Origin of the sequence: Jidongwangia harbinensis, from assembly GCF_020216025.1 — a bacterium.
Classification (GTDB): Bacteria; Actinomycetota; Actinomycetes; order Mycobacteriales; family Micromonosporaceae; genus Actinoplanes; species Actinoplanes harbinensis.
This window is the reverse complement of the sequence record NZ_JAIWNC010000051.1, coordinates 13,762-38,586: the sequence shown is the minus strand read 5'-3', so window position 1 is coordinate 38,586 and position 24,825 is coordinate 13,762. Positions and strand designations below refer to the sequence as shown.

Annotated in this window: 25 protein-coding genes and 1 pseudogene; 10 read left to right on the top strand and 16 right to left on the bottom strand. The window is 72.2% G+C overall.

The features are described 5' to 3' along the window. Positions 1-60 precede the first annotated feature (60 nt). The 7 genes from LDL48_RS38375 to LDL48_RS44845 all read right to left on the bottom strand — a co-directional run bounded on the left by LDL48_RS38375 (position 61) and on the right by LDL48_RS44845 (position 6,475). A complete protein-coding gene (locus LDL48_RS38375; RefSeq protein WP_225260088.1) occupies positions 61-1,533 on the bottom strand; it encodes an MFS transporter in 1,473 nt (490 codons plus the stop codon). 42 nt (positions 1,534-1,575) lie between these two features. Next, on the bottom strand, positions 1,576-2,082 hold the full coding sequence (locus LDL48_RS38370) for a hypothetical protein (protein ID WP_225260087.1): 507 nt from the start codon (positions 2,080-2,082) through the stop codon (positions 1,576-1,578). A 221-nt stretch (positions 2,083-2,303) separates the two neighbouring features. After that, the gene (locus LDL48_RS38365) at positions 2,304-3,011 is read right to left on the bottom strand and encodes a hypothetical protein (protein WP_225260086.1); all 708 of its coding nucleotides are present in this window, start codon (positions 3,009-3,011) and stop codon (positions 2,304-2,306) included. 955 nt (positions 3,012-3,966) lie between these two features. Next, positions 3,967-5,052: a redox-regulated ATPase YchF gene (gene ychF, locus LDL48_RS38360; RefSeq protein ID WP_225260085.1), complete on the bottom strand. Its 1,086-nt coding sequence runs from the start codon at positions 5,050-5,052 to the stop codon at positions 3,967-3,969. An 11-nt stretch (positions 5,053-5,063) separates the two neighbouring features. Further along, a complete protein-coding gene (locus tag LDL48_RS38355) occupies positions 5,064-5,804 on the bottom strand; it encodes an alpha/beta fold hydrolase (protein ID WP_225260125.1) in 741 nt (246 codons plus the stop codon). A gap of 99 nt (positions 5,805-5,903) precedes the next feature. Then, positions 5,904-6,230, bottom strand: coding sequence for a type II toxin-antitoxin system PemK/MazF family toxin (locus tag LDL48_RS38350; RefSeq protein ID WP_225260084.1), 327 nt, complete (start codon positions 6,228-6,230; stop codon positions 5,904-5,906). Next, positions 6,227-6,475, bottom strand: coding sequence for a ribbon-helix-helix domain-containing protein (locus LDL48_RS44845; protein WP_225260083.1), 249 nt, complete (start codon positions 6,473-6,475; stop codon positions 6,227-6,229). Before LDL48_RS44845 ends, LDL48_RS38350 begins: the two co-directional genes overlap by 4 nt. A gap of 111 nt (positions 6,476-6,586) precedes the next feature. On the opposite strand from LDL48_RS44845, the pseudogene LDL48_RS38340 reads away from it, so the two are divergent. From LDL48_RS38340 to LDL48_RS38325, 4 genes and pseudogenes are all read left to right on the top strand, one after another. Continuing rightward, a pseudogene (locus LDL48_RS38340) lies at positions 6,587-8,092 on the top strand (AlkA N-terminal domain-containing protein); the annotation flags it as partial. 137 nt (positions 8,093-8,229) lie between these two features. Then, a complete protein-coding gene (locus LDL48_RS38335; protein WP_225260081.1) occupies positions 8,230-8,727 on the top strand; it encodes a methylated-DNA--[protein]-cysteine S-methyltransferase in 498 nt (165 codons plus the stop codon). A 179-nt stretch (positions 8,728-8,906) separates the two neighbouring features. Continuing rightward, complete coding sequence (gene valS, locus LDL48_RS38330; protein ID WP_225260080.1) at positions 8,907-11,441, top strand: valine--tRNA ligase; 2,535 nt, start codon at positions 8,907-8,909, stop codon at positions 11,439-11,441. Between the two features lie 23 nt (positions 11,442-11,464). Then, positions 11,465-12,025: a hypothetical protein gene (locus LDL48_RS38325; RefSeq protein ID WP_225260079.1), complete on the top strand. Its 561-nt coding sequence runs from the start codon at positions 11,465-11,467 to the stop codon at positions 12,023-12,025. Here the strand turns inward: LDL48_RS38325 and LDL48_RS38320 are convergent. Then, positions 12,022-12,729: a hypothetical protein gene (locus LDL48_RS38320; protein WP_225260078.1), complete on the bottom strand. Its 708-nt coding sequence runs from the start codon at positions 12,727-12,729 to the stop codon at positions 12,022-12,024. The genes LDL48_RS38325 and LDL48_RS38320 overlap by 4 nt on opposite strands. 54 nt (positions 12,730-12,783) lie before the next feature. Between LDL48_RS38320 and LDL48_RS38315 the strand changes: the two genes are divergently transcribed. After that, on the top strand, positions 12,784-13,947 hold the full coding sequence (locus LDL48_RS38315) for a DNA recombination protein RmuC (protein WP_225260077.1): 1,164 nt from the start codon (positions 12,784-12,786) through the stop codon (positions 13,945-13,947). Between the two features lie 38 nt (positions 13,948-13,985). On the opposite strand, the gene LDL48_RS38310 is transcribed toward LDL48_RS38315, so the two are convergent. After that, positions 13,986-14,345, bottom strand: coding sequence for a hypothetical protein (locus LDL48_RS38310; protein ID WP_225260076.1), 360 nt, complete (start codon positions 14,343-14,345; stop codon positions 13,986-13,988). A gap of 315 nt (positions 14,346-14,660) precedes the next feature. On the opposite strand from LDL48_RS38310, the gene LDL48_RS38305 reads away from it, so the two are divergent. Together LDL48_RS38305 and LDL48_RS38300 are read left to right on the top strand one after the other, a co-directional pair. Further along, the gene (locus LDL48_RS38305; protein ID WP_225260075.1) at positions 14,661-15,251 is read left to right on the top strand and encodes an ATP-binding protein; all 591 of its coding nucleotides are present in this window, start codon (positions 14,661-14,663) and stop codon (positions 15,249-15,251) included. Further along, a complete protein-coding gene (locus LDL48_RS38300; RefSeq protein WP_225260074.1) occupies positions 15,248-15,637 on the top strand; it encodes an STAS domain-containing protein in 390 nt (129 codons plus the stop codon). The genes LDL48_RS38305 and LDL48_RS38300 overlap by 4 nt, the downstream gene beginning before the upstream one ends. A 111-nt stretch (positions 15,638-15,748) precedes the next feature. Here LDL48_RS38300 and LDL48_RS38295 read toward each other — a convergent pair whose 3' ends face one another. The 5 genes from LDL48_RS38295 to LDL48_RS38275 all read right to left on the bottom strand — a co-directional run bounded on the left by LDL48_RS38295 (position 15,749) and on the right by LDL48_RS38275 (position 21,150). Then, positions 15,749-17,002 (bottom strand): ABC transporter permease, encoded by a 1,254-nt coding sequence (locus LDL48_RS38295; protein ID WP_225260073.1) that lies wholly within the window; start codon positions 17,000-17,002, stop codon positions 15,749-15,751. Next, positions 16,999-17,721 (bottom strand): ABC transporter ATP-binding protein, encoded by a 723-nt coding sequence (locus tag LDL48_RS38290; protein ID WP_225260072.1) that lies wholly within the window; start codon positions 17,719-17,721, stop codon positions 16,999-17,001. The genes LDL48_RS38295 and LDL48_RS38290 overlap by 4 nt, the downstream gene beginning before the upstream one ends. After that, positions 17,718-18,989 carry an efflux RND transporter periplasmic adaptor subunit gene (locus LDL48_RS38285; RefSeq protein ID WP_225260071.1) on the bottom strand — a complete coding sequence of 424 codons (1,272 nt, stop codon included), beginning with the start codon at positions 18,987-18,989 and terminating at the stop codon, positions 17,718-17,720. The genes LDL48_RS38290 and LDL48_RS38285 overlap by 4 nt, the downstream gene beginning before the upstream one ends. 47 nt (positions 18,990-19,036) lie before the next feature. Next, a complete protein-coding gene (locus LDL48_RS38280) occupies positions 19,037-20,008 on the bottom strand; it encodes a hypothetical protein (RefSeq protein ID WP_225260070.1) in 972 nt (323 codons plus the stop codon). A 119-nt stretch (positions 20,009-20,127) separates the two neighbouring features. Then, on the bottom strand, positions 20,128-21,150 hold the full coding sequence (locus LDL48_RS38275) for a 4-hydroxy-3-methylbut-2-enyl diphosphate reductase (RefSeq protein ID WP_372472288.1): 1,023 nt from the start codon (positions 21,148-21,150) through the stop codon (positions 20,128-20,130). A 76-nt stretch (positions 21,151-21,226) separates the two neighbouring features. On the opposite strand from LDL48_RS38275, the gene LDL48_RS38270 reads away from it, so the two are divergent. Genes LDL48_RS38270 through LDL48_RS38260 form a run of 3 tightly spaced genes read left to right on the top strand, consistent with a single transcriptional unit; the run spans position 21,227 to position 23,288 of the window. Then, positions 21,227-21,781 carry a hypothetical protein gene (locus LDL48_RS38270; RefSeq protein WP_225260068.1) on the top strand — a complete coding sequence of 185 codons (555 nt, stop codon included), beginning with the start codon at positions 21,227-21,229 and terminating at the stop codon, positions 21,779-21,781. Positions 21,782-21,810: 29 nt separating this feature from the next. Then, positions 21,811-23,049 (top strand): exodeoxyribonuclease VII large subunit, encoded by a 1,239-nt coding sequence (gene xseA / locus LDL48_RS38265; protein ID WP_225260067.1) that lies wholly within the window; start codon positions 21,811-21,813, stop codon positions 23,047-23,049. 35 nt (positions 23,050-23,084) lie between these two features. Then, the gene (locus tag LDL48_RS38260) at positions 23,085-23,288 is read left to right on the top strand and encodes an exodeoxyribonuclease VII small subunit (RefSeq protein ID WP_225260066.1); all 204 of its coding nucleotides are present in this window, start codon (positions 23,085-23,087) and stop codon (positions 23,286-23,288) included. A gap of 3 nt (positions 23,289-23,291) precedes the next feature. On the opposite strand, the gene LDL48_RS38255 is transcribed toward LDL48_RS38260, so the two are convergent. Then, complete coding sequence (locus tag LDL48_RS38255) at positions 23,292-24,152, bottom strand: hypothetical protein (RefSeq protein ID WP_225260065.1); 861 nt, start codon at positions 24,150-24,152, stop codon at positions 23,292-23,294. 101 nt (positions 24,153-24,253) lie between these two features. After that, the gene (locus LDL48_RS38250; protein ID WP_225260064.1) at positions 24,254-24,811 is read right to left on the bottom strand and encodes a DUF4245 domain-containing protein; all 558 of its coding nucleotides are present in this window, start codon (positions 24,809-24,811) and stop codon (positions 24,254-24,256) included. Positions 24,812-24,825: the final 14 nt, after the last annotated feature.

Sequence of the window (24,825 nt, the reverse complement as noted above, 5' to 3'; positions counted from 1 at the left end):
GCGGGGGCCCGGCACCGGCCGGGCCCCACCCGCACCCGCCTTTAGTCACCCGGCTGGGGCTTACCCCACCCGGCGGGCCAGGAGCACCGCGCTCAGGCCGATCACGCTGGTGAAGGCCATCACGCCGAGGTACGGCGCCCGCGTCGACGCCGCGCCCAGCGCACCGAAGATCAGCCCCGCGAGCGCCAACGCCACACTGCCGCCGACCGCGTCCGTGATGCTCTTGGCAGAGGTGTTGAACCCCTCCCGGCCCGGCTCCGAATAGGCCAGCACCAGCGTGCCCATCCGCGGATACAACGTGCCCATGCCGGCCCCCGCCAGGAACCAGCCGGCCGTCACCACCGCCGCCGGCAGCATCAGCGCCACGGTGACCAACTCGGTGACCGCGCCCGCGGCCAGCACCACCGCACCGGCGGTCACCGCGCGCCGGGGGGACAGCCGGTCGCCCAGGCGGCCCTGCAGCGCGGAGGCCAGCGCCCACGCCACGGCCGCCGCGGTCAGCGTGACCCCGGCGAGCCAGGCCGGCAGTCCGTACCGCTCCTGCAACAACAGCGGCAGGTACACCTCGGTGCCGTAGAAGACCGCGCCGGCCACGCCGCAGAGCAGGACGGCCGCGGGCAGACCGGGCTTGGCCCGATAGGTGCCGGCCGGGAGCAGACCCCGAGCGGCGTACGCCACCACACCGAGCACCGCGGGCGCGACCAACCAGGCCAGCCCGCCGTCCAGCTCGACGGCGTACCCGAGCGCGACGACCGCGGTCGCCACCACGACGGCCGCGCCGGTCCGCCTCCCCGCGCTCCGTCCGCCGCCGGTCCGTTCCGATCCCGTCGCCCGAGGGCCGGGAGGCTCCACCAGATCCGGCCCCGCACTGGTGCCCGACGACTCCACCAGGTCCGGCCCCGCACTGGTGTCCGACGGCTCCGCCGGACCCGGGCCGGTTCTCGTGTGGTGCTCGCGCAGGGCCGGGACGATCATCGCGGTGGCGGCCGCGACCAGGACGAGGACGCCCAGGAAGACCCAGTGCCAGCCCCAGGCGTCCGCCACCAGGCCGGCCGCGAACGGCCCGATCATGGACGGCAGAACCCACGCCGTCGCGAACGCACCGAAGATCCTGATGTGCAGGACCGGCGGGTACATCTTGGCGACCAGCACGTACAGCGCGACCGTGATCCCGCCCGCACCCAGCCCCTGCAGGAACCGGCCGCCGACGAAGACCGTCATCGTGGATGCCGAGCCGGCCAGCACGAGCCCCGCCCCGAACAGCCCGATCGCGGTGAGCAGTGGCCGGGCCGGGCCGACGCGGTCGGCCCACGAGCCGAACATCACCATGCCGATCACCCCGGCCGCCAGCGCCGCCGAGAAGGCCACCGAGTACAGCGCGCGCCCGTCGAGGTCCGCGGTGACGATCGGCATGATCGTGGTGACCGCCAACGACTCGAAGGCCGCCAGGAAGACCAGACTCCACGAGCCGATCGTCGGCAGGGCGTACGGCCGTCGAAGAATCCCGGGCTCTCGCTGCAGCGTCCCCACCATGCCGCGACGCTACGGCCTCAAGCCCGCTCGAGGTCAACCGATCTAGCCGAGCGGTGGCGTATCCCCCGCCCGGGCCGCACGCCGGGCCTCGGCCACCTCCAGGAGATCGGAGGGCAGCGCCAGGGCGACGCTCAACAGGCCCATCCGGATTCCGAGCGCCCGGTGCGGATGAGGGTGCCCGGCCCGGGTCAGGCGCGCCAGCCAGCGTTTCTGGAGCTGCCGTCCGCCGATCGCCAGGCCTCCCGACAGCACCATGGACACCACTGCGGTCTTCTGGGAAAGGGTCCGGTCGGCCGGTTTCCCAGGCTCGGGCGCGGTGACGTCCTTGAGGAGGATCGGGGTTTCCAGGAGGCGCGGCTCGGCGGGTGCGCTCTTCCGCTCCCGGGCGAGCTGGGTGGCCGCGATGGCCATGTCGGCGAGCAGCACACCGGCTCGCAGCGCCCGGCGCTTTCCGGGTGACAGCGCTCCGGCTGCGACCCACGTGCCGGTCGACACGGCGTGGATGGCCGCCGCCGAGAACGCGCCGGCGTACGTCTTCGTTCCTACCATTCACCCGACGCTAGCGGCGATTGTCAAAGATCCGAGCCGCCCAGAACCCGGTTGCCCGTGCCCAGCAGGTACGCCCCGCAACCCGACGATCAGTGCCGACAGCCGCCAACGAGCCGAGCCCGCCCCGCAACCCGACGATCGGTGCCGACAGCCGTCAACGAGCGGGGCTCGCGCCGCAACGCGGTGCCGGCGGCCGTCCGGGCCGCCGGCACCGTGCTCGCTCAGTAGCCCTGCTGGGCCGGGGCGCTCGCGGTGCGGGAGAGGCCGTCGATCTTGGTCTGCAGCTGCTCGATCATGGACTCGAGTTCCACGATCCGGGTCCGGGTGTCGGTCATCACCCGCCAGGCCGCCCACCGCGGGGTGACCCCGTTGGCCGGCGGAATGCCCTGGTCCAACGCATTGCGGCCGATCATGCTGGTGAAGCTGCCGTCCGCCTGCTTGTCCCGGTCGGAGAGTGCCGCGACCACGGCCGCGGTGGTGCGCCTGACGATGTCGTCCCGATCCGCCTGAGTCACGATGTCCTCCACGCCGAACGGAGCTCGGCTGTTCTCGCGCGCCCGCACGTAGCTGGCGCTGAAATGGGCGTGCTTGTCGTGTGGGTTGGAGCCGCTGTAGTCGCGCGGCCGCCAGTCGTAGCTGGCGGACCAGATGGTCCGCTCGTAGATCACGTACGTGAGCCGGTTGTCCCGGCCGGCCCGGTGCCGGCGAACGACCTCCTCGACGCATTCGCGCAACGACGCTCCCGGAGCGCGCAGATCCTCGTCGACATCGATGGCGTGCACGATGCCGCGGCTGTCCGGGTTGTGGTCCGACCGGCTGGCCTGATGCGCGGCGTCACCGATCCATCCGTCGGAGCTCTTGTCGCGGCGCGGGAAGTTGCGGTTGAACTCCGACCGCAGCGCGTCGAGGCACGGTACGAGCGTTGCCATCAGTGTCCCTTCCGGTGCACGGGCTGCTCCTCTGTCTGACGACGGTCTCCCGACCACGGCGCCGGATGCTCCGGAGGGAAGCGCGGCGCCGCGTGACTCTCTGTACCCCGAATACGGAAACGCGATGCCGGTGGTTCGAGTGAAACCTGTGGATTTGGCACATTGGACTGCTGAGCGTGGTCCACAAGGGCACGCCAAGGCGCGCCGGAGCGACCACATTGGTCCGGAAAGCGGCACTTGAGCTGCCGATTTTCGATCCCCGGCGCCGCCGAGGCGCGATACCCCACAGTTACTGATAGCTACTGAGATCTTGGGCCGGGTCGGCGTGCGCCATGCGGCCGGGGCCGGACCGGCCCGGGCTGCCGATCGTCCACGGGCGTATAACGACGCGAAGAACGATCTCCCTCGGCCGGCCGGAAACGCTGCTCGTCCCCGTCGCCTCCACCATCACCAACCCGGACACCTTGCCGGCAAGGAGGTCTGCACGGTGTCCGGCTCCACCCCCGCCAAGCGCATCCAGACCGAGTACCAGGACACCACCAAGCTGACCAACTGCGCCTGGCCAGCACGGGACGTCATAGCCGCCAGCCGGTCATCGAGCAGCAGAGAAAGCGCAGCGAATGCCGGTTCACCGGGCGTACTGCCTAGCCGAGCCGATGCGACGACGGCACACCGCCCCCGGCGCCGCATCGGCGCAAGCCTGCCGGAATCCCGTCACGGCCGACGGCCGGGTGCTGCTGCGACCGTCGGTGCGCCGGCTCATGGTGCCGCCGCGAACGTCGCACCGACTGGACCGGCCGGACCAGCTCGACCGGCTCGACCACCGGGGTCATCGGTGATCCTCGGCATTCGACCGGTGTCGGTCTGAGCCGCGCCCGGAACGCCGGGTCGGCTACGTCGGAGCCCACATACCGCTGGCGGTCGCTGACCCTAGGCGGCAGATGCTGGGCCGGAATCAGACATTAAATCTGAATTCGACCACATCGCCGTCCTTCATGATGTAGTCCTTGCCCTCCATGCGCACCTTGCCGGCGGCCTTGGCCGCCGACATCGAGCCGGCCGCCACCAGGTCGTCGAAGCTGACGATCTCGGCCTTGATGAAGCCGCGCTGGAAGTCGGAGTGGATCACGCCGGCCGCCTCCGGTGCGGTCGCGCCCACCGGCACCACCCAGGCACGCGACTCCTTGGGACCGGCGGTGAGGTAGGTCTGCAACCCCAGCGTGGCGAACCCGACCCGGATCAGCTGGTTCAGGCCGGGCTCGGTCTGCCCGGTCGACTCCAGTAGTTCCATGGCCTCGTCGTCGGGCAGGTCGATCAGCTCGGACTCGATCTTGGCGTCCATGAAGACCGCGTCGGCCGGCGCCACCAGCGCCCGCATCTCGTCCAGGAAGGCCGCGTTGCCGAGTTCCGCCTCGTCGACGTTGAACACGTACAGGAACGGCTTGATGGTCAGCAGGTGCAGCTCGGCGAGCTGGTCAGTGTCGATGCCCGCGGCGGCCGCACCGTGGTAGAGCGTGACCCCGTCGTTGAGCAGCTTGAACGCGGCCTCGGCGGCGGCCACGGCCGGCGCCCGGTCCTTCTTCAGCTTGGCTTCCTTCTGCAGCCGGGGCAGCGCCTTCTCCACGGTCTGCAGGTCGGCCAGGATGAGTTCGGTGTTGATCGTCTCGATGTCGTCGGCGGGCGACACCTTGCCGTCCACGTGCAGCACGTTCGGGTCCGAGAAGGCGCGGACGACCTGGCAGATCGCCGAGGCGTCGCGGATGTTGGCGAGGAACGCGTTGCCGCGGCCCTGCCCCTTCGACGCGCCGCGCACCAGGCCGGCGATGTCGACGAACGACACCGGCGCCGGGATGATCTTTTCGCTGTGGAAGATCTCGGCGAGCTTCGCCAGCCGGTCGTCGGGCAGCCCCACCACGCCGACGTTCGGCTCGATCGTGGCGAACGGGTAGTTCGCGGCGAGCACGTCGTTCTTGGTCAGGGCGTTGAACAGGGTGCTCTTGCCGACGTTGGGCAGGCCGACGATTCCGATGGTGAGGCTCACGACGAGCCAGTCTACGCAGCGGGTACGTCGTGCAGCGCACCCATGGCCAGCATCCGCTCCGGGGGACGGGCCGATCCCGCGCCGTCCGGCTCGGGCCGCTGCCCGGCCAGGAAGTCGAGGATCAGGAGATTGACCAGGTCCGCCTTCTGGATGGGCGCGCCGTGCCCGGTGCCGGGAACGACGGCGAACTGCCCCCGGGGCAGCGCCCGGGCGAGTGCCAGATTCCACTCGATCCGGACGCCGTCGTCGTCACCCTGCATGACCAGGACCGGCGCGGTGATCCGGGACAGCTCCGCGATCGGCATCTCCAGCGGGTTCCGCCACATGGTGAAGATCTTGTCGATGACCACGTCGTAGTGGTCGGGCCCGTCCGGCGAGGTGTCCGCGAAGCCGGCCCGGAACGAGTCGGCGAGGTCCGGATCGTGCATGAGCGCCCGCACGGCCCGGGTCTCGCCGTCCACCGACAGCGCCTGCCCGATGAGTACGGCGCTGCGCACCAGGTCGGGACGGTGCAGCGCGAGGTGGGCCGCCACATACGCCCCGTCGCTCCAGCCCACCACGTGCACGGGCCCTTCGGCCAGTGCCTGGATGACGGCGGCGGTCTCGGCCGCCATGGCCTCGGTCGTGTACGGCCCCGGCACGTCCGGCGTGCGCCCATGGCCCCGCCGCTCGGGCACGAAGACGTGGTGGCCCGCGGACAGCGCCGGAATCTGCCGCGCCCAGCACTCCGCACCGACGAAGCCACCGTGCAGCAGGAACAGCGGCTCCCCCCCGCCGTGCTCCTCGACGTAGACCGCTGATCCGGCAGATCCAGATAACCCGTCATCGCCTCATCCTCCCGAAGGTGGCCGTCATCGTGCGCCGACACCGAGAACCTTGCGCAGGCCGTCGTCGACCGCGCTCATCTCGTCGAACGGCACCGAACCGACCGGACCGTCCAGGACCGCCTTGTCCACCGTGATCAGCGCCGCCACGTTGACCACCGCGTCGTGCGGCAGCCCGGACATCGCCGCGGGCAGGAACACGTTGCCGGGGAGCGCTGCCGCCTTCGTGTTGGACGTGACCACCGCCGCCAGCACGGTCGGCAGCCGGCTGTCGTTGTAGGGCTGGGCCTGGACCACTAGCACGGGCCGGGGGGAGCCCAGCCCGGCCCAGTAGATGTCTCCGCGCCGGATCACCGGACGTCCTCTCCGGCCGGCGGGCGGCGATGGGCGTAGTCGACGACGACCTCCACGGCTGCGGGATCGGGCCAGGCCACGTCGAGCGCCAGATTGATCCGGCCGGTCAGCGACTCGGCCTCGAGATGCTCGATGTACCGCCGCACGGCCCGGGTGAAGAACTCCGACCGGCTCATCCCGAGCGCGGCGGCGTGCTCCTCGGCTTGCGCGAAGGTGTCGTCCGGAATGGAAATTGCCGTCTTCACGGACCGAGTATAACCGGGTATAACTGAACCCGTGAAGCCCCTCCCCGCCCGGAACGCCGATGTCCGGAACCCGCGAGCCGACCCACCCCGCGCAGGAGCAGACTCGACCGCATGGAGCTGGACTTCGAGCGGTGCTACCGGGCCGTCGACAGCCGCGATCAGCGGTTCGACGGCTGGTTCTACACGGCGGTCAGGACCACCGGCATCTACTGCCGGCCGTCCTGCCCGGCGGTCACCCCCAAGCGGGCCAACGTCACGTTCTACCCCAGCTCGGCGGCCGCGCAGCGCAACGGCTTCCGCGCCTGCCGACGCTGCCGGCCGGACGCCGCGCCGGGTTCGCCGGACTGGGACGTCCGTGCCGACGTGGTGGGCCGGGCCATGCGGCTGATCGCTGACGGCGTGGTGGACCGCGAGGGCGTACCAGGACTGGCCTCCCGGCTCGGCTACACCGAGCGCCACCTGCACCGGATGCTCACCGCGGAACTCGGTGCCGGACCGCTGGCGCTGGCCCGCGCGCAACGCGCCCAGACCGCTCGCATCCTGATCGAGACCACCGATCTCGGCCTGGCCGAGATCGCGTTCGCCGCCGGGTTCGGCAGCGTCCGGCAGTTCAACGACACGATCCTCGAGGTGTACGCGGCAACGCCCGGCGCACTGCGCGAACGCCGGCCCGCCACCCGCACCGGAGCCGGGACGATCCACCTGCGGCTGGCGTTCCGCGCCCCGCTGCACGCTCCGGCGCTGCTCGAGTTCCTCGCCGCCCGGGCGCTGCCCGGCGTGGAGGAGGCCGACCACGTCCGCTACCGGCGGGCACTTGCCCTGCCGCACGGACCCGCGACCGTCGAACTGCGACCCGAGGAGCGCTGGGTCTCGGCCACCCTGCACCTCGACGACGTGCGCGACCTGGCACCCGCGGTGGCGCGCTGCCGTCGCCTCCTCGACCTCGACGCCGACCCGGCCGCGGTCGACGCCGCGCTGGCAGCGGACCCGGCGCTCACTGCGGTCATCGGCAAGGAGCCGGGGGTCCGGGTGCCCCGCGCGGTCGACGGCTTCGAGATGGCGGTCCGGGCGATCGTCGGCCAGCAGGTCAGCGTCGCCAGCGCCCGCACCACGTTGAGTCGCCTGATCCGCGCCGCCGCCCCAACCTACGCCGCCCCAACGCACGCCGCCCCTACCCACGCCGCCCCTACCCACGCCGCCCCTACCCAGGCAGCCCACACCGGTGCGCGCGACGCCGACGCGGGCCGCCCCGCTGCGTGCGACGCCGACGCGGGCCGCCCCGCTGCGCGCGACGCCGGCGCGGGCCGCCCCGCTGCGCGCGACCCGGGTCGAGCCGCTCCGCCGCTGGTGCCGTTTCCGGCCGCGTCGGAGATCGCCGGGCTGCCCGACGAGGCGTTCGGCATGCCGGCGGCGCGCCGGGAGACCATCCGGGCGCTCGCACAGGCCGTCGCGGCCGGCAAGCTCGACCTCGACCCCGGCGCCGACCGGGACGAAACCGTGGCCCGCCTCCAGGAACTGCCGGGCGTCGGCGCGTGGACCGCGGGATACGTGGCGATGCGCGCGATCGGCGACCCGGATGTCTTCCTCCCCACCGACCTGGCGGTCCGGCGCGGCGCCGCCGCGCTCGGCCTGCCCGGCTCCCCCATCGAACTCGACCGGCACGCCGCGTCCTGGCGACCGTGGCGGTCCTACGCGCTCGTCCGCCTGTGGCGTGCCGCCTGACAGCCCGACCAACCACCCGGTAGGAGACCAACATGTTGCGTCACTCGATCATGGACACCCCCATCGGTCCGTTCACGGTCATCGTCAGCGACTCCGGCGCGGTCCGCGCCTCCGGCTTCACCAGCGATGTCCCGGCTCTGCTCGGCCTCGTGCATCCGGGTCTGGTCGAGGACGTCAGACCCGAGACCGACCCCGGCGCGGTCGGCCTTGCGGTGCGCTCCTACTTCGACGGTGACCTCACCGCGATCGATGACATCCGGGTCGAGCAGCACAGCGGCGGCCAGTTCATGACGTTCGCGTGGCAGGTGATGCGCGACATCAAGCCCGGTGCGCCGGTCACGTACACCCAATTCGCCGCGCTCGCGGGTCGGCCGGCGGCGGTACGGGCCGCGGCCGCCGCCTGCGCGCGCAACCCGGCCGCACTGTTCGTGCCGTGTCACCGGGTGCTGCGCACGGACGGGTCGCTCGGCGGCTACCGCTGGGGCCTGGAGGTCAAGACGTGGCTGCTCGACCACGAGCGAGCCGCATGACCCCCAGATGGCCGCCGCCCACCCGCCGGAATCCCGGGCGCGGCACCCCGGGCGCGGCACCCGCAGCCCGACACTGCGAGCGGAAGAACCGGCAACCCGGCAGGGCGGGCGAAGAACCGAGGGCCGGCACGGCTGCAAACTGCTGGCCGTACCAACCGCAACGGCCCTACGCTGGCGCGATGACGGAGCCCCGAACCGGCGCCATGCCGGATCGCCCGAGCCTTGACGGCCTAGAGGAACGTTGGGCAGCCCGCTGGGAGGCTGACGGCACCTACCGGTTCGACCGGTCGGTAGCCGAGCGCGCCAACGTGTTCTCGATCGACACGCCGCCGCCGACCGTATCGGGCGAGCTGCACATGGGACACGTCTTCTCGTACACGCACACCGACACGGTCGCGCGCTTCCAGCGGATGCGCGGCAAGACCGTGTTCTATCCGATGGGCTGGGACGACAACGGCCTGCCCACCGAGCGCCGCGTGCAGAACGTCTACGGCGTGCGCTGCGACCCGGCGCTGCCGTACGACCCGGACTGGGAGCCGCCCGCGACGCCGCCGAAGCCCGCGGTGGCGATCTCCCGGCGTAACTTCGTCGAGTTGTGCGGGCGCCTGACCGCGGAGGACGAGAAGGCGTTCGAGACCTTGTGGCGGCGGCTCGGGCTGTCCGTCGACTGGACCATGACGTACACCACGATCGGCCGCACCTCTCAGGCCGTCTCGCAACGTGCGTTCCTGGCGAACCTGGCCCGCGGCGAGGCCTACACGGCCGAGGCACCGACCCTGTGGGACGTCGGCTTCCGCACCGCGGTCGCCCAGGCCGAGCTGGAGGACCGGGAACGGCCGGGCGCGTACCACCGGCTGCGGTTCCACGGACCGGACGGGCCGGTGGAGATCGACACCACCCGGCCGGAGCTGTTGCCGGCGTGTGTGGCGCTGGTCTTCCACCCGTCCGACGAGCGGTACAAGTCGTTGCTGGGCCGCACGGTCCGGACACCGGTCTTCGACGTCGAGGTGCCGGTGTACGAGCACCCGATGGCGGCACCGGACAAGGGCACCGGCATCGCCATGGTGTGCACCTTCGGTGACCTCACCGACGTGATCTGGTGGCGCGACCTGAAGCTGGACACCCGGGTGGTGATCGGCCGCGACGGCCGGTTCCTGCCGGACCGGCCACCGGGCGTTCCGGCCGTGGCCTACCAGGAGTTCGCCGGCCTCACCGTCAACGCCGCGCGGCGGGAGATGGTGCGCCTGCTGGGCCTGGCGGGCGACCTGCTCGGCGAGCCGCGGCCGGTCACCCATCCGGTCAAGTTCTACGAGCACGGGGAGTCGCCGCTGGAGATCGTCACCAGCCGGCAGTGGTTCATCCGCAACGGCGGCCGGGATGCGGATCTTCGCGCCCGGTTGCTGGCCCGCGGGCGGGAACTGCAGTGGATCCCGGGGCACATGCAGCACCGCTACGAACACTGGGTGAACGGCCTCACCGGGGACTGGCTGATCAGCCGGCAGCGGTTCTTCGGCGTGCCGGTTCCGATCTGGTACCGGCTCGACGACGCTGGCGAGCCGGACTACGAGCAGCTTCTCATACCGGACGAATCAACGTTGCCAGTCGACCCGTCCTCGGAGTGTCCGCCCGGATTCGACGAGTCCCGGCGGGACGTCCCGGGTGGCTTCACCGCTGATCCCGACGTGATGGACACCTGGGCCACGTCCTCGCTGACCCCGCAGATCGTCACCGGCTGGGGCACCGGGGACCTGTTCGCCCGGGTCTTCCCGATGGATCTGCGACCGCAGGGACAGGAGATCATCCGCACCTGGCTGTTCTCCTCGGTGGTCCGCGCCCACCTGGAGAACGGCGTGCTGCCGTGGCGCCACGCCGTGCTCTCCGGCTGGATCCTGGACCCGGACCGCAAGAAGATGTCGAAGTCCAAGGGCAACGTGGTCACGCCGATGGACCTGCTGGTGCGGAACGGCTCGGACGCGGTGCGGTACTGGGCGGCCAACGGGCGCCCGGGCACCGACCTCGCGTTCGACCCGGCACAGATCAAGGTGGGCCGGCGGCTGGCGACGAAACTGCTGAACGCGTCGAAGTTCGCGCTCGGGCTCGGTGCGGCGGACGCGCTGCGGCAGCCGGTGTCCGAGCCGCTGGACCGCGCCGTGCTGGCCCGGCTCGCCGAGGTGGTCACGGACGCCACCACGGCGTTCGAGGCGTTCCAGCACACCGACGCGCTGCAGGTGACCGAGTCCTTCTTCTGGACGTTCTGCGACGACTACATCGAGTTGGTCAAGGAGCGGGCGTACGGCGAGGGGCCGGGCGCCGACTCGGCCCGGGCCGCGCTGGCCGCCGGGCTGGCCGTGCTGCTGCGGCTGTTCGCGCCGTTCCTGCCGTACGTGACCGAGGAGGTCTGGTCCTGGTGGCGGTACGGCTCCGTGCACCGGGCGACGTGGCCGACGAAGTACGAACTCACCCGGGTGGCACCGGACGGTGACACGACGCTGCTGGCGCTGGCCGGCGACGCGTTGCGGCAGGTCCGGCGGGCGAAGTCGGACCGGAAGCTGTCCATGCGGGCGGAGATTCCGCTGGCCGAGGCGCTCGGGCCGGCCGACGTGCTGGACCGGCTGGCCCGCATCGAGGGTGACCTCAAGGCGGCCGGCCGGATCGGCAAGCTGGACATGCTGCCGGACCGCACGCCGGAGTTGGTGATCGCCTGCGCGTTCTAGACGGCCGGGGCAGCATAGGAACCATGTCGACCGCACCCGAGGAGGTAGCCGCGCCCGCCGATGACGCGGTGCTGTTCCGGTCGTCGCCGGTACGGACGTTCGCGGCGGTGTTCGGGACCGTGGTGGTCGCGTACCTCCTGGTGTCGCCCCTGGTGAACCGCCTGGTCGGCGATGCCGACGACCTGGCGTCCACCGCCGTGCAAGCCGTGGTGGTGGGCACGCTGGTCGCGGGCGGGTTCGCGCTCTCCGCGCGGTCCTCGCTGCCCACCTGGGTGCGGGTCTCCGCCGCCGGGCTGGAACTGGCCGCCCAGGGCAGCGATCCGGTGCTGCTGGCCTGGCCGGACATCCGGACCGTGGTGGTGCAGCGCAGCCTGACCCGGACCGTGCTGGAGGTGACGCCGGTCGACCTGGACCGGGTGCACCCGGTGGATGGCGAGGGCCCGGGCTGGCCGGCGATGACCGAGACCGGCTCGGGCACCGCCTTCACCGCGGATCTCACCCAGATCTGGCCGGGCCCGCGGGCACTCCGCCGGGAACTCGCCCGCCGGCTGCACGCCCACCCGGACGCCGCCCGCGGTCGCTAGAAGTCGCCGCCGAAGTCCCCACCGAAGTCGCCGCCGAGGTCACCGCCGCCGTCGCCGCCGTCGGCCGAGGCGTCCTCGAAGTCCTCGCCGTACCCCAGGTCGCCGAAGCCCGGCGACAGCAGCGCGTCGAAGATCAGCATGCCGCCCAGCACGCCGGCGCCGGCGCCCAGCGCGGTCTTCCACAGCGGCGTCGAATACCAGCCGGCCGGCACCGGGCGGCCCTGCACCCGGCCGCCGGGGTAGTAGTACGGCGTGCCGGGGCCCGGCTGCGGCCCGGCCCGGTAGTGCTGACCCTGGACACTGACCTCGCGTTCCCGGGTCAGCTGCCCGGCGCCGTGTGCACCGGCCAACGGCGGCAGTTCCGGACCGGGGTCGATGCCCATCGCGATCCGGGCGGCCCGGACGTAGGCCAGTCCCTCGAGCGCCGACTCGCGCGCCAGCTCGTACTGTCGCACGGTCTTCGCCTGCTGCAACTGCCCACCGGCCGCGTTGTAGCGCTCGCCGGCGTCGGCCAGCGCCTGCCGCGCCGCGGGGTCGTCGGCGTGCAGGTTGAGCACCTGGCCGCCGAGGCGCTCGTACCAGCGCTGCGCCTCCGCCCGGGCGTCGTCGAGGTGCCGTTGCTCACGGGCCACCGCACCGCGGCGCCACGCCACCACCAGCGCGATCGCGACCAGGACCACGAGGAGCAGCAGAAACACCTTCATGTCTCCACGGTACCCGCGCAAATCCTGTCGCACCCCTCTGGCACAGTGCCCTACGTGACCTTCTCGACGCTGGCCGTGGTCCTCGTCTGCCTCGCCGTGGGGGCCGCTCTCGGATGGTTCGCCGGGCGCCTCCGGGCCGCCACCGACATCGCCCGGCTGGAGGCGACCGTGCGGGCCGGCCGCGACGGCGAGACCCGGTTCGAGCAGTCGATGAAGGCGTTGTCCTACGAGGCGACCGCCCAGTCCCAGGAGGCGGTGGCCCGGGCGATCGCGCCGTTGCACGAGACCCTGCGGCGTTATGAGCAGCGGGTCGCCGAGCTGGAGCACGAGCGCGTCGACGCCTACGCCGAACTGCGCGAACAGGTCCGCTCCATGGGCGCGGTCTCCGGCGAGCTGCGCACCGAGACGAAACAGCTGGTGGCCGCGCTGCGCGCGCCCCAGGTGCGGGGCCGGTGGGGCGAGCATCAGCTGCGCCGGATCGTCGAGGCCGCCGGCATGCTCGAGCACTGCGACTTCGCCGAGCAGGTCACGGCCACGACCGACACCCAGGGGGTACGCCCGGACATGCTGGTCCGCCTGCACGGCGGCCGCAGTGTGGTGGTGGACGCGAAGGCACCGTTCGACGCGTACCTGTCCGCCATGGAGGCCCGCGACGAGCGCACCCGCGACACCCACCTGGACCAGCACGCACGCCACCTGCGCGGGCACGTCGACGCGCTGGCGGCCAAGGCGTACTGGACGGCGTTCGAGTCCACGCCCGACTTCGTGGTGCTGTTCGTGCCGGCCGACCCGTTCCTGGACGCCGCCCTGCAGCGTGATCCGGTGCTGATGGAACACGCGTTCACCCGCAACGTCGTGCTGGCCACCCCGGCCACGCTGGTGGCGCTGCTGCGGACGGTGGCGTTCTCCTGGCGGCAGGAGGCGCTGGCCCACAACGCCGCGGCGGTGCACAGCCTGGCGCGTGAGCTGTACGCGCGGCTGTCCACGCTCGGCGACCACGTCGGCAAGGTGGGCAGCTCGCTGAGCGGCGCGGTGGTCGCGTACAACAAGGCGGTGGGTTCGCTGGAGTCGCGGGTGCTGGTGAGCGCGCGCAAGCTCGCCGAGATGGGCGTCTCGGACGACGACCTGGTGACGCCCGCGCAGATCGAGCTGGCCCCGCGCCAGCCGCAGGCGCCGGAGCTGGTCGACGGACTCGACCCGTCCACCATGGCGCGATGACGGTCCTCGTCGTGGCGGCCCGCGAAGACGCCGGACCGCTATTCTCCCGGGTCGTGCGGAATCCCACCGTCGGGCGGTCGTGACGCTTCACTGCCATGGCCCAGATGCCATTCGCGCAACGTCAGATTCCGGTCCTTTTCGTCCGCTCGCCGCTGCCGCTCATCGGCGACGTCGTCGCGGGCGTCCTGCCACTCACGCGCATCACGCAATGCTGCTTCACGTTCGAGGGAAAGCGCGTCACGCTGTTGCTGCAACAGCTCCCGGTCGGTGATCTCGGCGTCGCGTTCGTCGAGTTCGTGCTCGCGCTCATCGTCGCGGCGTGCACGCTCATTGAGCGCCCTTTCCCGCTCGGAGAGCGGCTCCCGCGGCATGTCGGGATCGCGGTCTTCCGCTGCCATCGGACCACAATAGACCCGTTGGACGTCTCATTCCATCGAGGCCTTGCGCCACGGCCGACCCGGCCGCATGGTCTAGGGGACGGACGATGGGACAGAATCGTGGAGCAGTTTCGCGAGCACGGACCTTATCTGGCGCCCGGCGCACCGAAGATCGACGTAGTGCACCACTTGATCCGCTGCTATACCGAGGTCAAAGTGCACGGCGATTGGACTCCGCAGCTGCGCACGAGCATTTCGGAACAATTGCGGGCGTGCCTCGCCGAGCACCCCCGCGCGGTGGTTATCGATCTGTCCGACCTGTCTGATCCCGAAGGCATGTCGGAATCGACCTGGCGGACCGTCGCCCGCTACGCCCGGACGCGCAGTCCCACCGCCCGGGTCCTGATCTGTGCGTGCCCCGCACCGCTGGATCAGCGGTTGCGCGACGACGGCCCGGCCGCCCAGGTCACCATGGTGCACAGCGCGGATGAGGCGCACACCGTGCTGACGGCGGTACCGATGCCACCGAGCGTCGCGTTGTCCCTGACCGCCGACCCGATGTCGGCGTGTACCGGTCGCACCGCCGCCGGCGACGCCTGCCTGCGCTGGGGACTGGCCCACCTGTCGCACCACGCCCGGCTGATCACGTCGGAACTCGTCACCAACGCCGTCGGGCACGTCCGCACCGGGTTGACCCTGCAGGTTTCGCTGCGCACCGGCGTCCTGCACCTGGCCGTGCAGGACTCGAGTGCGGTGCTGCCCCGACTGCTCGCGGTCCGTCCCTACCACCCGGGTCAACCGCTCGAGTTGCCCGGCACGGGGCTGCGGATCGTGGACGCCGTGGCCACCGCCTGGGGTGCACTGGCCTGCCACGCCGGCAAGGTCGTGTGGGCCACTCTGGCCGCCTCGGAACGCGGTGTGGCATGACCCGCTTCCCGGGCGTCAGCTCGCAACCGCCGCCACGCCCGGTGGTCGTGCACGTGTCCCGCGCCGGCCCGCTGATGACCGTGGTCCTGTGCGGTGACCTCGACGGCATCACCGCGCCCGCCGTCGTCGAGGTCATCGAGACCCTGGCCGTATCCCCGGTCCGGCAGGTCGTCCTGGAGGCCACGGACGTCGGCTTCCTGGACCTCGCCGGCCTCCGGACCCTGCTCCGGGCGCACCGGCTCAGCGCCCGGCGCGGCGTCCGGCTGACCCTGCACCATCCCGCACCGCACATCCGGTGGCTGTTGACCTTCACCGACACCGCCGCGCTCCTGCTCGACCACGAATCCAGCACGACCGCCGACGACGCCCCGAACCGCCGCGCCTAGCTTCTGTTCCGTGGGCCGCGGAGGTGGCCCGGCACGCCGCTGCGCACCCGCTGGAACCCGGGGTCTCGGTGGACTCGTGAGTGCGAGGCGACTCGCCCGTCGATACCCGCCCTAAGCCGGTCCGCGCAGGGCGTCGACCGGCTGCATCCGTGCCGCCCGCAACGCCGGATAGAGCCCGGCCAGCAATCCGACGGTGGCTCCGGCCAGCGGCGCCGCCCCGGCGAGCCCGGCGTCGAGGACCGGCGTCCAGTGCCGGGTGACGCTGATGACGACCACGGCGATGATGCCGGCGCTCGCCCCGATGATGCCGCCGAGGAGACCCACCGCGGTGGATTCCAGGAGGAACTGCGTGGCGATGTGCCGGCGGCGGGCACCCAGGGCCCGGCGCAGGCCGATCTCGGCGGTGCGTTCCATGACCGTGACCAGGGTGACGTTGGCGATGCCGAGCGCGCCGACGACGAGCGAGACCAGCCCGAGGATGAGCAGCAGGCCGCTGACGTCCTCGGCCACCCCGGTGCGTAGCTCGGCGGGGTCCGGCGGGGCTTCCACCCGTACCGCGGCGGGGTCGTTCGGGCTGAGCGCGATCGGGGCCTGCCCGGCGATCAGCGGCGCGGCGCCCAGGACCGTCGTGATGATCACCGTGGTGGCCGGGCCGAGGTGCAGGCGGTCGTCGGCGGTGGTCCAGGGGATGACCGCCGAGCCGGTCAGGTCCTGCTGGTCGGCGCGCCGGACCGGGCCGAGGATGCCGATGACGGTGAACGGTGCGCCGCCGATGAAGACGGCCGGCCGGTTGTCGATGCGGGTGACGCCGAGCAGTTGCGCGGCCTGTTCGCCGAGGACCACCACCCGGTCGCGGCGGGCGATGTGCCCGTCGTCGAAGAAGCGCCCGACCGCGACGTCGGTCCGGGCGGCGGCGGGCAGCGCCGTGGTGGCGCCGAGAACCGGGAGCGCGCGGTCCAGGACCCGTTCCGGGTCGCGCAGCGTGTTGGCGCGCACGGACGGCTCCTTGCCGGATTCCGTGCGCGAGTACGCCGCCACCGCGTCCACCCCGTTGAGACGCGCCAGGTTACCGAGGGCGGCCCACGGCACGGTTGGCGGCGAGTCCGGGGTCAGCCGAGGCGGGATCTCCACGGCGACCTCGGTGGCGGTGACCGAGTCGAAGCGCCCGGCGATCTGGTTGCCCGCGGTGGCGGAGACGCCCAGCGTGGTGACCAGGGTGCCGATGCCCAGCACCGTGCCCAGGATGGTCAGGGCGGTACGCGCCGGCCGGGTCCCGATCCCGGCGAGCACCTCGGTGACCAGGTCACGCAGGTCCAGCCGGCTGGCCGGGGCGGGGGTGCCGCCACGCCGCCGGAGCCACCTCATGCCCGGCCGCCGGTCGCGCCGAGCACGGGAAGTTCGACCGTCGCCGAGTCGAGTTCGCTCAACCGGCCGTCGGTGATCCGTACCCGCCGGTCGGCCCGCGCGCTGACCGCCTCGTCGTGGGTGATCACCACCAGCGTGGTGCCACCGGCCCGCAGCTCCTCGAACAGGTCGAGCACCGCGGCGGTGTTGACACTGTCCAGGTTGCCGGTGGGCTCGTCGCACAGCAGCAGCGCCGGGTCGCCGATGAGGGCGCGGGCGATGGCCACCCGCTGCCGTTCCCCGCCGGACAGGCGGCCGGGCCGGAAGTCGCGCCGGTGTCCCATCCCGACCCGGTCAAGTGCCGCGGCCGCCCGCTCGCCCCGGCCGGACCGGGGCGCGCCGGTGTACAGCTCGCCGAGCATGACGTTGTCCGTGACGTCGCGGTGGGCCAGCAGGTGGAAGGACTGGAACACGAAGCCGATCCGGGAGCCGCGCAACGCGGTCCGGGCGGTGTCGTCCAGTCCGGTGGTCTCCACCCCTTCCAGTTCGTACCGGCCGGTGTCCGGCAGGTCGAGCAGCCCCAGGATGTTGAGCAGCGTGGACTTGCCGGAGCCGGACGGGCCGATGATGCTGACGTAGTCGCCGCGGGTGATCCGCAGGTCCACCTCGACCAGGGCCGGCACCGGCGGGTCGGTGGCGAAGGTACGGCCGACGCCGGACAGCGCGATGACGTCGCTCATGCGGTGCCCACCACGACCCGGTCACCGGCCCGCAGCGCGGCCGGCGTGGCCGGCGTCACCTGGACGTTGCCCCCGGTGGTCAGCCCGGCCTCGACCGCCACGTCGCGGACCGCGCCGGAACCGTCCTGGACGGTCACCCTGGCCTGGCCGTCGGACGAGGTGAACACGGCGGCGACCGGGACGGTCAGGACGGCGTGCCCGGTGCCGCCGACCTTGATAGTGATCTTGACGGCCTGCCCGGCGTACCGGGTCAGCTTCTTCTGGCTCTTCGGTTTCAGCCGGACCGGCGTGCCCCCGGTGGCTTCCGGCGCCTCCTCCTCCTCCTGCCCTTCGCCGGACGACCGGTCCGGATCGGACGGTGCCGGCGCGGCCGGCGCCGCCGCGGCGCCCAGCGCGCTGAGCGTCGCCGGGACGGTGCCGCCGGCCGAGTGTTCCAGGGTCGCGGCCATGCCCACCTTGAGCAGGTCCAGGTCGTCGCTGGCGACGTCGCCGTTGACCACCAGGGTCGGGTCGGCCACGGTGCCGATCACCCCGGACGCGGGGGCGCCCGCCTTGACGGTCACGGTGGTCAGGCGCACCGGCAGCTTCGGCAGGAACAGGACCTCGCCGCTGGCGATGGTGATCCCGTACGTCTTCTTGAACTCGGCCAGTTCCTCCTTGGCGGTGGCGAGCACCGCACCGCCGGCGGGCTTCGACGCGGTCACCGCCTGCTCCAGCCGGCGCAGCTCGTTGCGTTCCTCGCGGCTGGGCTTGGCCGCCTGGTAGCCGCGCCGGTCGTACCAGGACGCCACCGCGTCCAGGGCGCCGCCGTCGAGCGGCCCGGACCGGGACACGCCCCGGCCGGGCAGCAACCGCCGCAGGGCGGATCGCAGTTGGCGTACGTCGTCTCCGGTGCTGCCGCGGGTCAGGTTCCGGTACATCGGGACCTTGCCGGTCAGCACGAGGACCGGCCGGCCGCTCACCTCCAGCAGCACGTCGCCCTCGCGCAGGGTACGGCCGGCCGCCGGCGCCTTGGTGATCAGCGGGGTCGCACCGGTCACGCCGGCCCCGGTGGCGACCGAGCCGGTCAACGTGAGCGGCTGCGGCGCGCCGTAGGCGACCGTGCCCTGCGCGGTCACCGTCGCCGTGAGCGTCCGCTTCTCCACCGGGACGGTGATCAGCGACGGCTGCGGCGGCCGGTGCGCGGCCGCCGCGTCCGCGGGCGAGCGCACCTGCGCGCCGATCAGCCACCCGGCCGCCCCCGTGGCGAGGGCGACCGCGGTCGTCACGGCGACGACCCGGCTGGGTCCGGATCGGGGAAGGCCGAACGGCACGGTCAGCCGACCCCGATGCCGTCGGACATGGCCTTGGCGTGCTTGGTCCTGACCAGGGTGGCGTAGTCGGTACGGCAGTCCAGGTCCGCCAGCGCCGCCTTGATCTCGACTTCCAGCGCCGCCTTGGCCACCTCCGGGCTCACCGGCGCGGACCCGCCGACCGCCGCGGTGGCCGCCCCGCCGGTCGGGATCTTTGCACCGGTCGAGTCGTCCATCGGGAGCTTGCCGTCCACCGCGGCCATGGACATCGCCTCGTCGACCTCGCCGGGGCGGGCGGAGTCCACCTTGTAGCCCTTGCCGCGCAGGCAGTCCGCGTACTTCTGGGCGGCGGCGACGACCTTGGGATCGGTCTGGAAGGCCCGGTAGGCGCGCTCCGCCTCCTTGGTCGACACCTCCTCCTCGGTGCCGTCCCCGTACACCTTGACGGACGCTTCGCCGTGGCAGCCCTGCGCCTTGAGGTCCTTCTTCTTCTTGGCCTCGTCCTCGGTGAGCTTCGGGTCTGCCTTGGCGCCCTCCAGGGCCAGGTCGTACGCCTTGCGGCGGGCCGGGTCCAGGCCTTCACGGATCTTGTTGTTCGGGTTCGTCGAGGGGTCCATGACCTGCACGGTGACCGCGGGGTCGTTCGGGTACACCAGCCGGGAGTAGTGGCCGAACCCGTACTTCTGCCGGAACTTGCGGACCTCCTCCGTGGATTCCAGCATCGACGACCGGCCGGTGAACCGGCCCAGGTCGGAGTTGCCCGTCTCGAGCGGGCGCGGGACGTACTGGAAGCCCTGCTTCTTCATGCAGTCGGCGACGAGATTCTCGAACTCGCGCTGCTGGGCGTCGATCTCGCTGACGGAGGCCGCGCCGGTGGCGCCGGGAGCGCCGGCCGCGCGGTCCGCATCCGCTTCGGCGGACCCGGAGTCCTTGTCGCCACATGCCGCGACAAAGGCGAGGCTGAGGGCAGCCAGGGGTACGAGCACGCGTCGCATCGGGATCTCCTCGTGGTGCGGCCGGAATGGATGTCGACCTTGGGACGACACCCTGATGACCACACCGGAGCGATAAACGGTTGCATCGCCCCGAAAGCTCGCCGACGGTGACGGAGCGGCTACCTCGTGCCGCGCGCCGCGGCCGCCGCCTTCATGTCGCGGCGCAACTCCTGCGGCAGCGAGAAGGTCAGCCGCTCCTCCGCGGTGGTGTACTCGGTCACCTCGCCGAAGCCCCGGTCGGCCAGGTGCGCCAGCACCTCCATGACCAGGTCCTCGGGGACGCTGGCGCCGGACGAGACGCCGACCGTGGTGGCGCCCTCCAGCCACTCGTCCCGGATCTCGGACGCGAAGTCCACCAGGTGACCGGCCCGCGCGCCGGCGTCCAGCGCGACCTCGACCAGGCGCACCGAGTTGGACGAGTTGGTGGAGCCGACGACGATGACCACGTCGCAGTCCGGAGCGATCTCCTTGACCACGTGCTGACGGTTCTGCGTGGCGTAGCAGATGTCGTCGCTGGGCGGCGACTGCAGCAGCGGCAGCCGGGTCTTCAACCGGGCCACCGTCTCCATCGTCTCGTCCACCGACAGCGTGGTCTGCGACAGCCACACCACCTTGGCCGGGTCCCGCACGGTCACCTTGTCGACGCCGTCCGGCCCGTCGACCAGCTGGATGTGCGCGGGCGCCTCACCCGACGTGCCGACGACCTCTTCGTGACCTTCGTGACCGATGAGCAGAATGTCGTAATCCTCCGACGCGAACCGCCGGGCCTCGTGGTGCACCTTGGTGACCAGCGGGCAGGTGGCGTCGATGGCCTTGAGGTTGCGCTCCCGCGCCTGGTCGTGCACCTCGGGGGCCACGCCGTGCGCGGAGAACACCACCGTCGAGCCCTCCGGCACCTCGGCGTTCTCCTCCACGAAGATCGCGCCCTGCGCCTCAAGCGTGGTGACCACGTGCTTGTTGTGCACGATCTGCTTGCGCACGTAGACCGGGGCGCCGTACAGCTTCAGCGCCTCCTCGACGGTCTGCACCGCCCGGTCGACGCCGGCGCAGTAGCCCCTCGGCTTGGCCAACAGCACACGCTTGCGAGATTCGCCCACCCGGCCATGGTACGTGCCCCGCGGGACCGGCGACCGGGATGCGATCTGCACCACAGCCAGGGCCGCCGGCCGGGCGGGCGACGACGCGGAGACACCGCCGTCCCTCGGTCATACTCGTCCGATGGCGAATGAGGTGCCCGGTGGCCCGGCCCCGCGACCCGAGGCCGACGACGGCCGGCGCGGAACCGCGGGACGGCCGGCGGTCTGGCGATGGGTGCTCGGCCTGTTCGGCACCGCGCTCGGCGCGGTGTCGCTGGTCGCCGGCCTGACCTGGACCCTGCTGTACGTGGAGGGGCCGCAGCCGGTGGTCGACGTGACGGTCGGCGTGGTGCTCGCGCTCGGCGGTCTGGTCCTGCTCATGCCGCACCGGTTGCCGCTTCCGCCGCTGGCCACCACCGCCGCGGCGGCCGGCACCGCGCTGGCCGGCACCGCGGCCGGACTGGCGGCCGGCACCACCCGGGTGTGCTGCATGTACGGCTACGTGGCCGAGCGCGGCTTCCCGCTGCGCTGGCAGGCCCGGGGCGCGATCGCCGACGACCCGGACACCGCGCGACGGCTCGCCGAGGACAGCGGTTGGCACGTCGACCTGGCCGCGCTGGCCGCGAACCTGTTCGTGTGGTCGTACGTCGGGATGCTCGTCGTCGCTCTGGTCGTCCTGGTGCGCCGGGCGCGGTGACGGTCACCCCCCTTCCGTAGGCTGACCGGGTGACCCAGCCCGAGCCGAGAGCCCCCGAGCCGAAGAGCACGGCCGACGAGCCGTGGCCGGTGCGTGTCGTCAGCCAGAAACTGGGCGCCTGGGTCGCCAAACTCGGCTGGGTGTGGGTGGACGGCCAGGTCGCCCAGATCAGCCGCCGCCCCGGTTCCACCGTGGTCTTCCTGACCCTGCGCGACCCGTCGGCCGACCTGAGCCTCACCGTCACCGCGCACCGCGACGTGCTCGACGCCGGCGCTCCGGAGCTGGCCGAGGGCGCCCGCGTCACGCTGCACGCCAAGCCCGAGTTCTATCCGGCCCGCGGCACGCTCAGCCTGCGGGCCGACGAGATCCGCCAGGTCGGGCTGGGCGAGCTGCTGGCCCGGCTGGAGCGGCTGAAGAAGCTGCTCGGCGCGGAGGGCCTGTTCGCCCGGGAGCGCAAGCGCCGGCTGCCGTTCCTGCCGCAGCGGATCGGGCTGATCACCGGCCGGGCCTCGGCCGCCGAGCGGGACGTGCTGATGAACACCCGGCGCCGCTGGCCGTCGGTCGACTTCCGGGTGATCAACGTGCCGGTGCAGGGGCCCACCGCGGTCCCGCAGATCATCGACGCGCTCAAGGTGCTGGACAACGACGAGACCGTCGACGTGATCGTCATCGCCCGCGGCGGCGGCAGCGTGGAAGACCTGCTGCCGTTCTCCGACGAGGCGCTGTGCCGGGCGGTGTTCGGCGCACGTACCCCGGTGGTCAGCGCGATCGGCCACGAGACCGACGCCCCGCTGGTGGACTACGTCGCCGATCTGCGCGCCTCCACACCGACCGACGCGGCCAAGCGGATCGTGCCCGACCTGGCCGAGGAGCGGCAGCTGATCGAGCAGGCCCGCCGCCGGCTGGACCGCGGGGTGCGCACGCTGATCGACCGGGAGACGCATCGGATCGAGGCGTGGCGCACGCGGCCGTCGCTGGCCCGGCCGGAGTTGCTGGTCGAGCAGCGCGCGGCGGACGTGACCGGGTTGCGCGACCGCGCGGTGCGCAGCCTGGAGCACCGGCTGCGCCGCGCGGACGACGACCTGCGGCACACCGTGGCCCGGCTGCGGGCCCTGTCGCCGGCCGCGACGCTGCAGCGCGGCTATGCGATCGTGCAGCGCGACGACGGCCACGTGGTGCGCGCGGCCGACGAGGTCAAGACCGACGACCTCCTTCGGGTACGCCTTGCCGACGGCGAACTGCGGGCAACGGTGCGGGAGCAGGCGTGAGCGGGAGCGGTCGGTCCACGGAGCGGGAGTTGGCAATGAGCGACGAGAACCTCAGTTACGAGCAGGCCCGGACGGAACTGGCCACCGTGGTGGAGCGCCTGGAGACCGGCGGCAGTTCGCTGGAGGAGTCGCTGGCGCTGTGGGAGCGCGGCGAGAAGCTGGCCGACGTCTGCCAGCGCTGGCTGGACGGGGCCCGGGAGCGCATCGACGCCGCCCGGGCCGCGCGTGACCAGGACTGACGATCAGCTGTTCAGCATCTCGTAACCCTGGGCGGACATCTCCTCGGTCTTGTCGGCGGGCGGCTTGGCCTGCGCGGTCTGCTCGCCGTACCCGCTGATCGTCACCGACCAGGTGCCGGCCGGGATCTCGCCGGCCTTCGGCGCCTCGAACGACAGCTTGGTGAGCCGGCCCTGCTCGTCCAGCGTCGCGGTGTACGGCAGCGCCTTCGCGGCGGCGCCCATCGCCTTGAGGTCGTCGGCGTCCCACGGCGAGTTGGTCTGGTCCGACTTGGTGGCGTCCAGCGTGCCGGTGATGGTGCGGGCGTCGCCCTCCGCCGTCACCACGCCGGCGATCAGGTCACTCGCGCCGGTCAGGTCCGGGTTCTCCTCGTCGAGGCTGAGCTCGCCGGGCTCCTTGACCTTGGTCAGGTCGACGTGCTGCCACTTCTTGCCGCTGAACATGTCGACCATGTCCTCGAGGCCCTCGACCATCTCGGCCATCTCGGGGTCGCTGGTGTCGACGTCCTTGAGCTGGGCGCTCAGCGCCTTGGTGTCCATGTCGAACTTGGCGTAGCGGTCGGTGTCGACGAACCGGAAGGCGATCGAGCCCTTGATGCCGTCCTCCTCGACGAACATCGTCAGGTTGGCGCTCTTGCTGTCCTTGTGCACGACCCCCTTCCCCTTGCCCGCGGGTGATTCGGAGATGAACGCGTAGTCACCGGCCTTGAGGCCGGAGGCCGACGCGGTGAGGGCGGCCTTCGGGTCGGCCGGCGGCTCCGCCGCAGCGGTGTTCCCGCCGTCGGTGGAGGTGCCACAGGCGGTCAGGGTGGCACCCAGCGCGGTGGTCAGGACCATCACGGCGAACTTTCCCCGTGCGAACTTCATTTAATACTCCGTACTGAGGGTGAGAATCGACGCGCGGAGCGTAGAACACCGTCGATGGTCACCGCCGTCCCGTTTCCAGGGACGGGCATCACAGTTCGGATTCAGGACAGCGAGCTGGCCAACGCCTCGAGGTTCGCCCACTCGCTCCGGCCGACCACCACGACCGTACGGCCCGACTCGGCCAGCACCAGCGCGGCCTCTCCGGGGCGGGCGTCGTAGCGCCGCCACACGCCGCTCGGCGCCCGGAACATGCCGCGCACCTCCGCGTCCTCGGTCAGTTCGGCGGGCAGCAGCGTCTCCGCCGGGACGCTGCTCTGCACCAGCTGCACCGGGTCGTCGCCCGGGTCCACGTAGCCGAGGCGCAGCGTGGCGCCGTCGTCCTGGCGGCGGAACATGGCGGTGGTCACCCGCCAGTCGTCGCCGAGGCCGGCCGGCAGCACGACCGGGAAGGCCCCGGCCGAGCGGGCCTCCTGGACCGCCGGGGCCGGGTCGACCCGGATCGGTTCGTCGCCGTCGAGCACCACCCGGTAGAACGTGAGCAGCAACGCGATCGGGATCAGCAGGACCGCCAGCGACAGCGCCATGTCACGCGGCGACCGCCCCTCGCGCTTGCCGAGCGTGATGGGCCGCTGGTCGGCGTCGGGGGCGTCGGGTTCCACCTCTCCATTGTTAA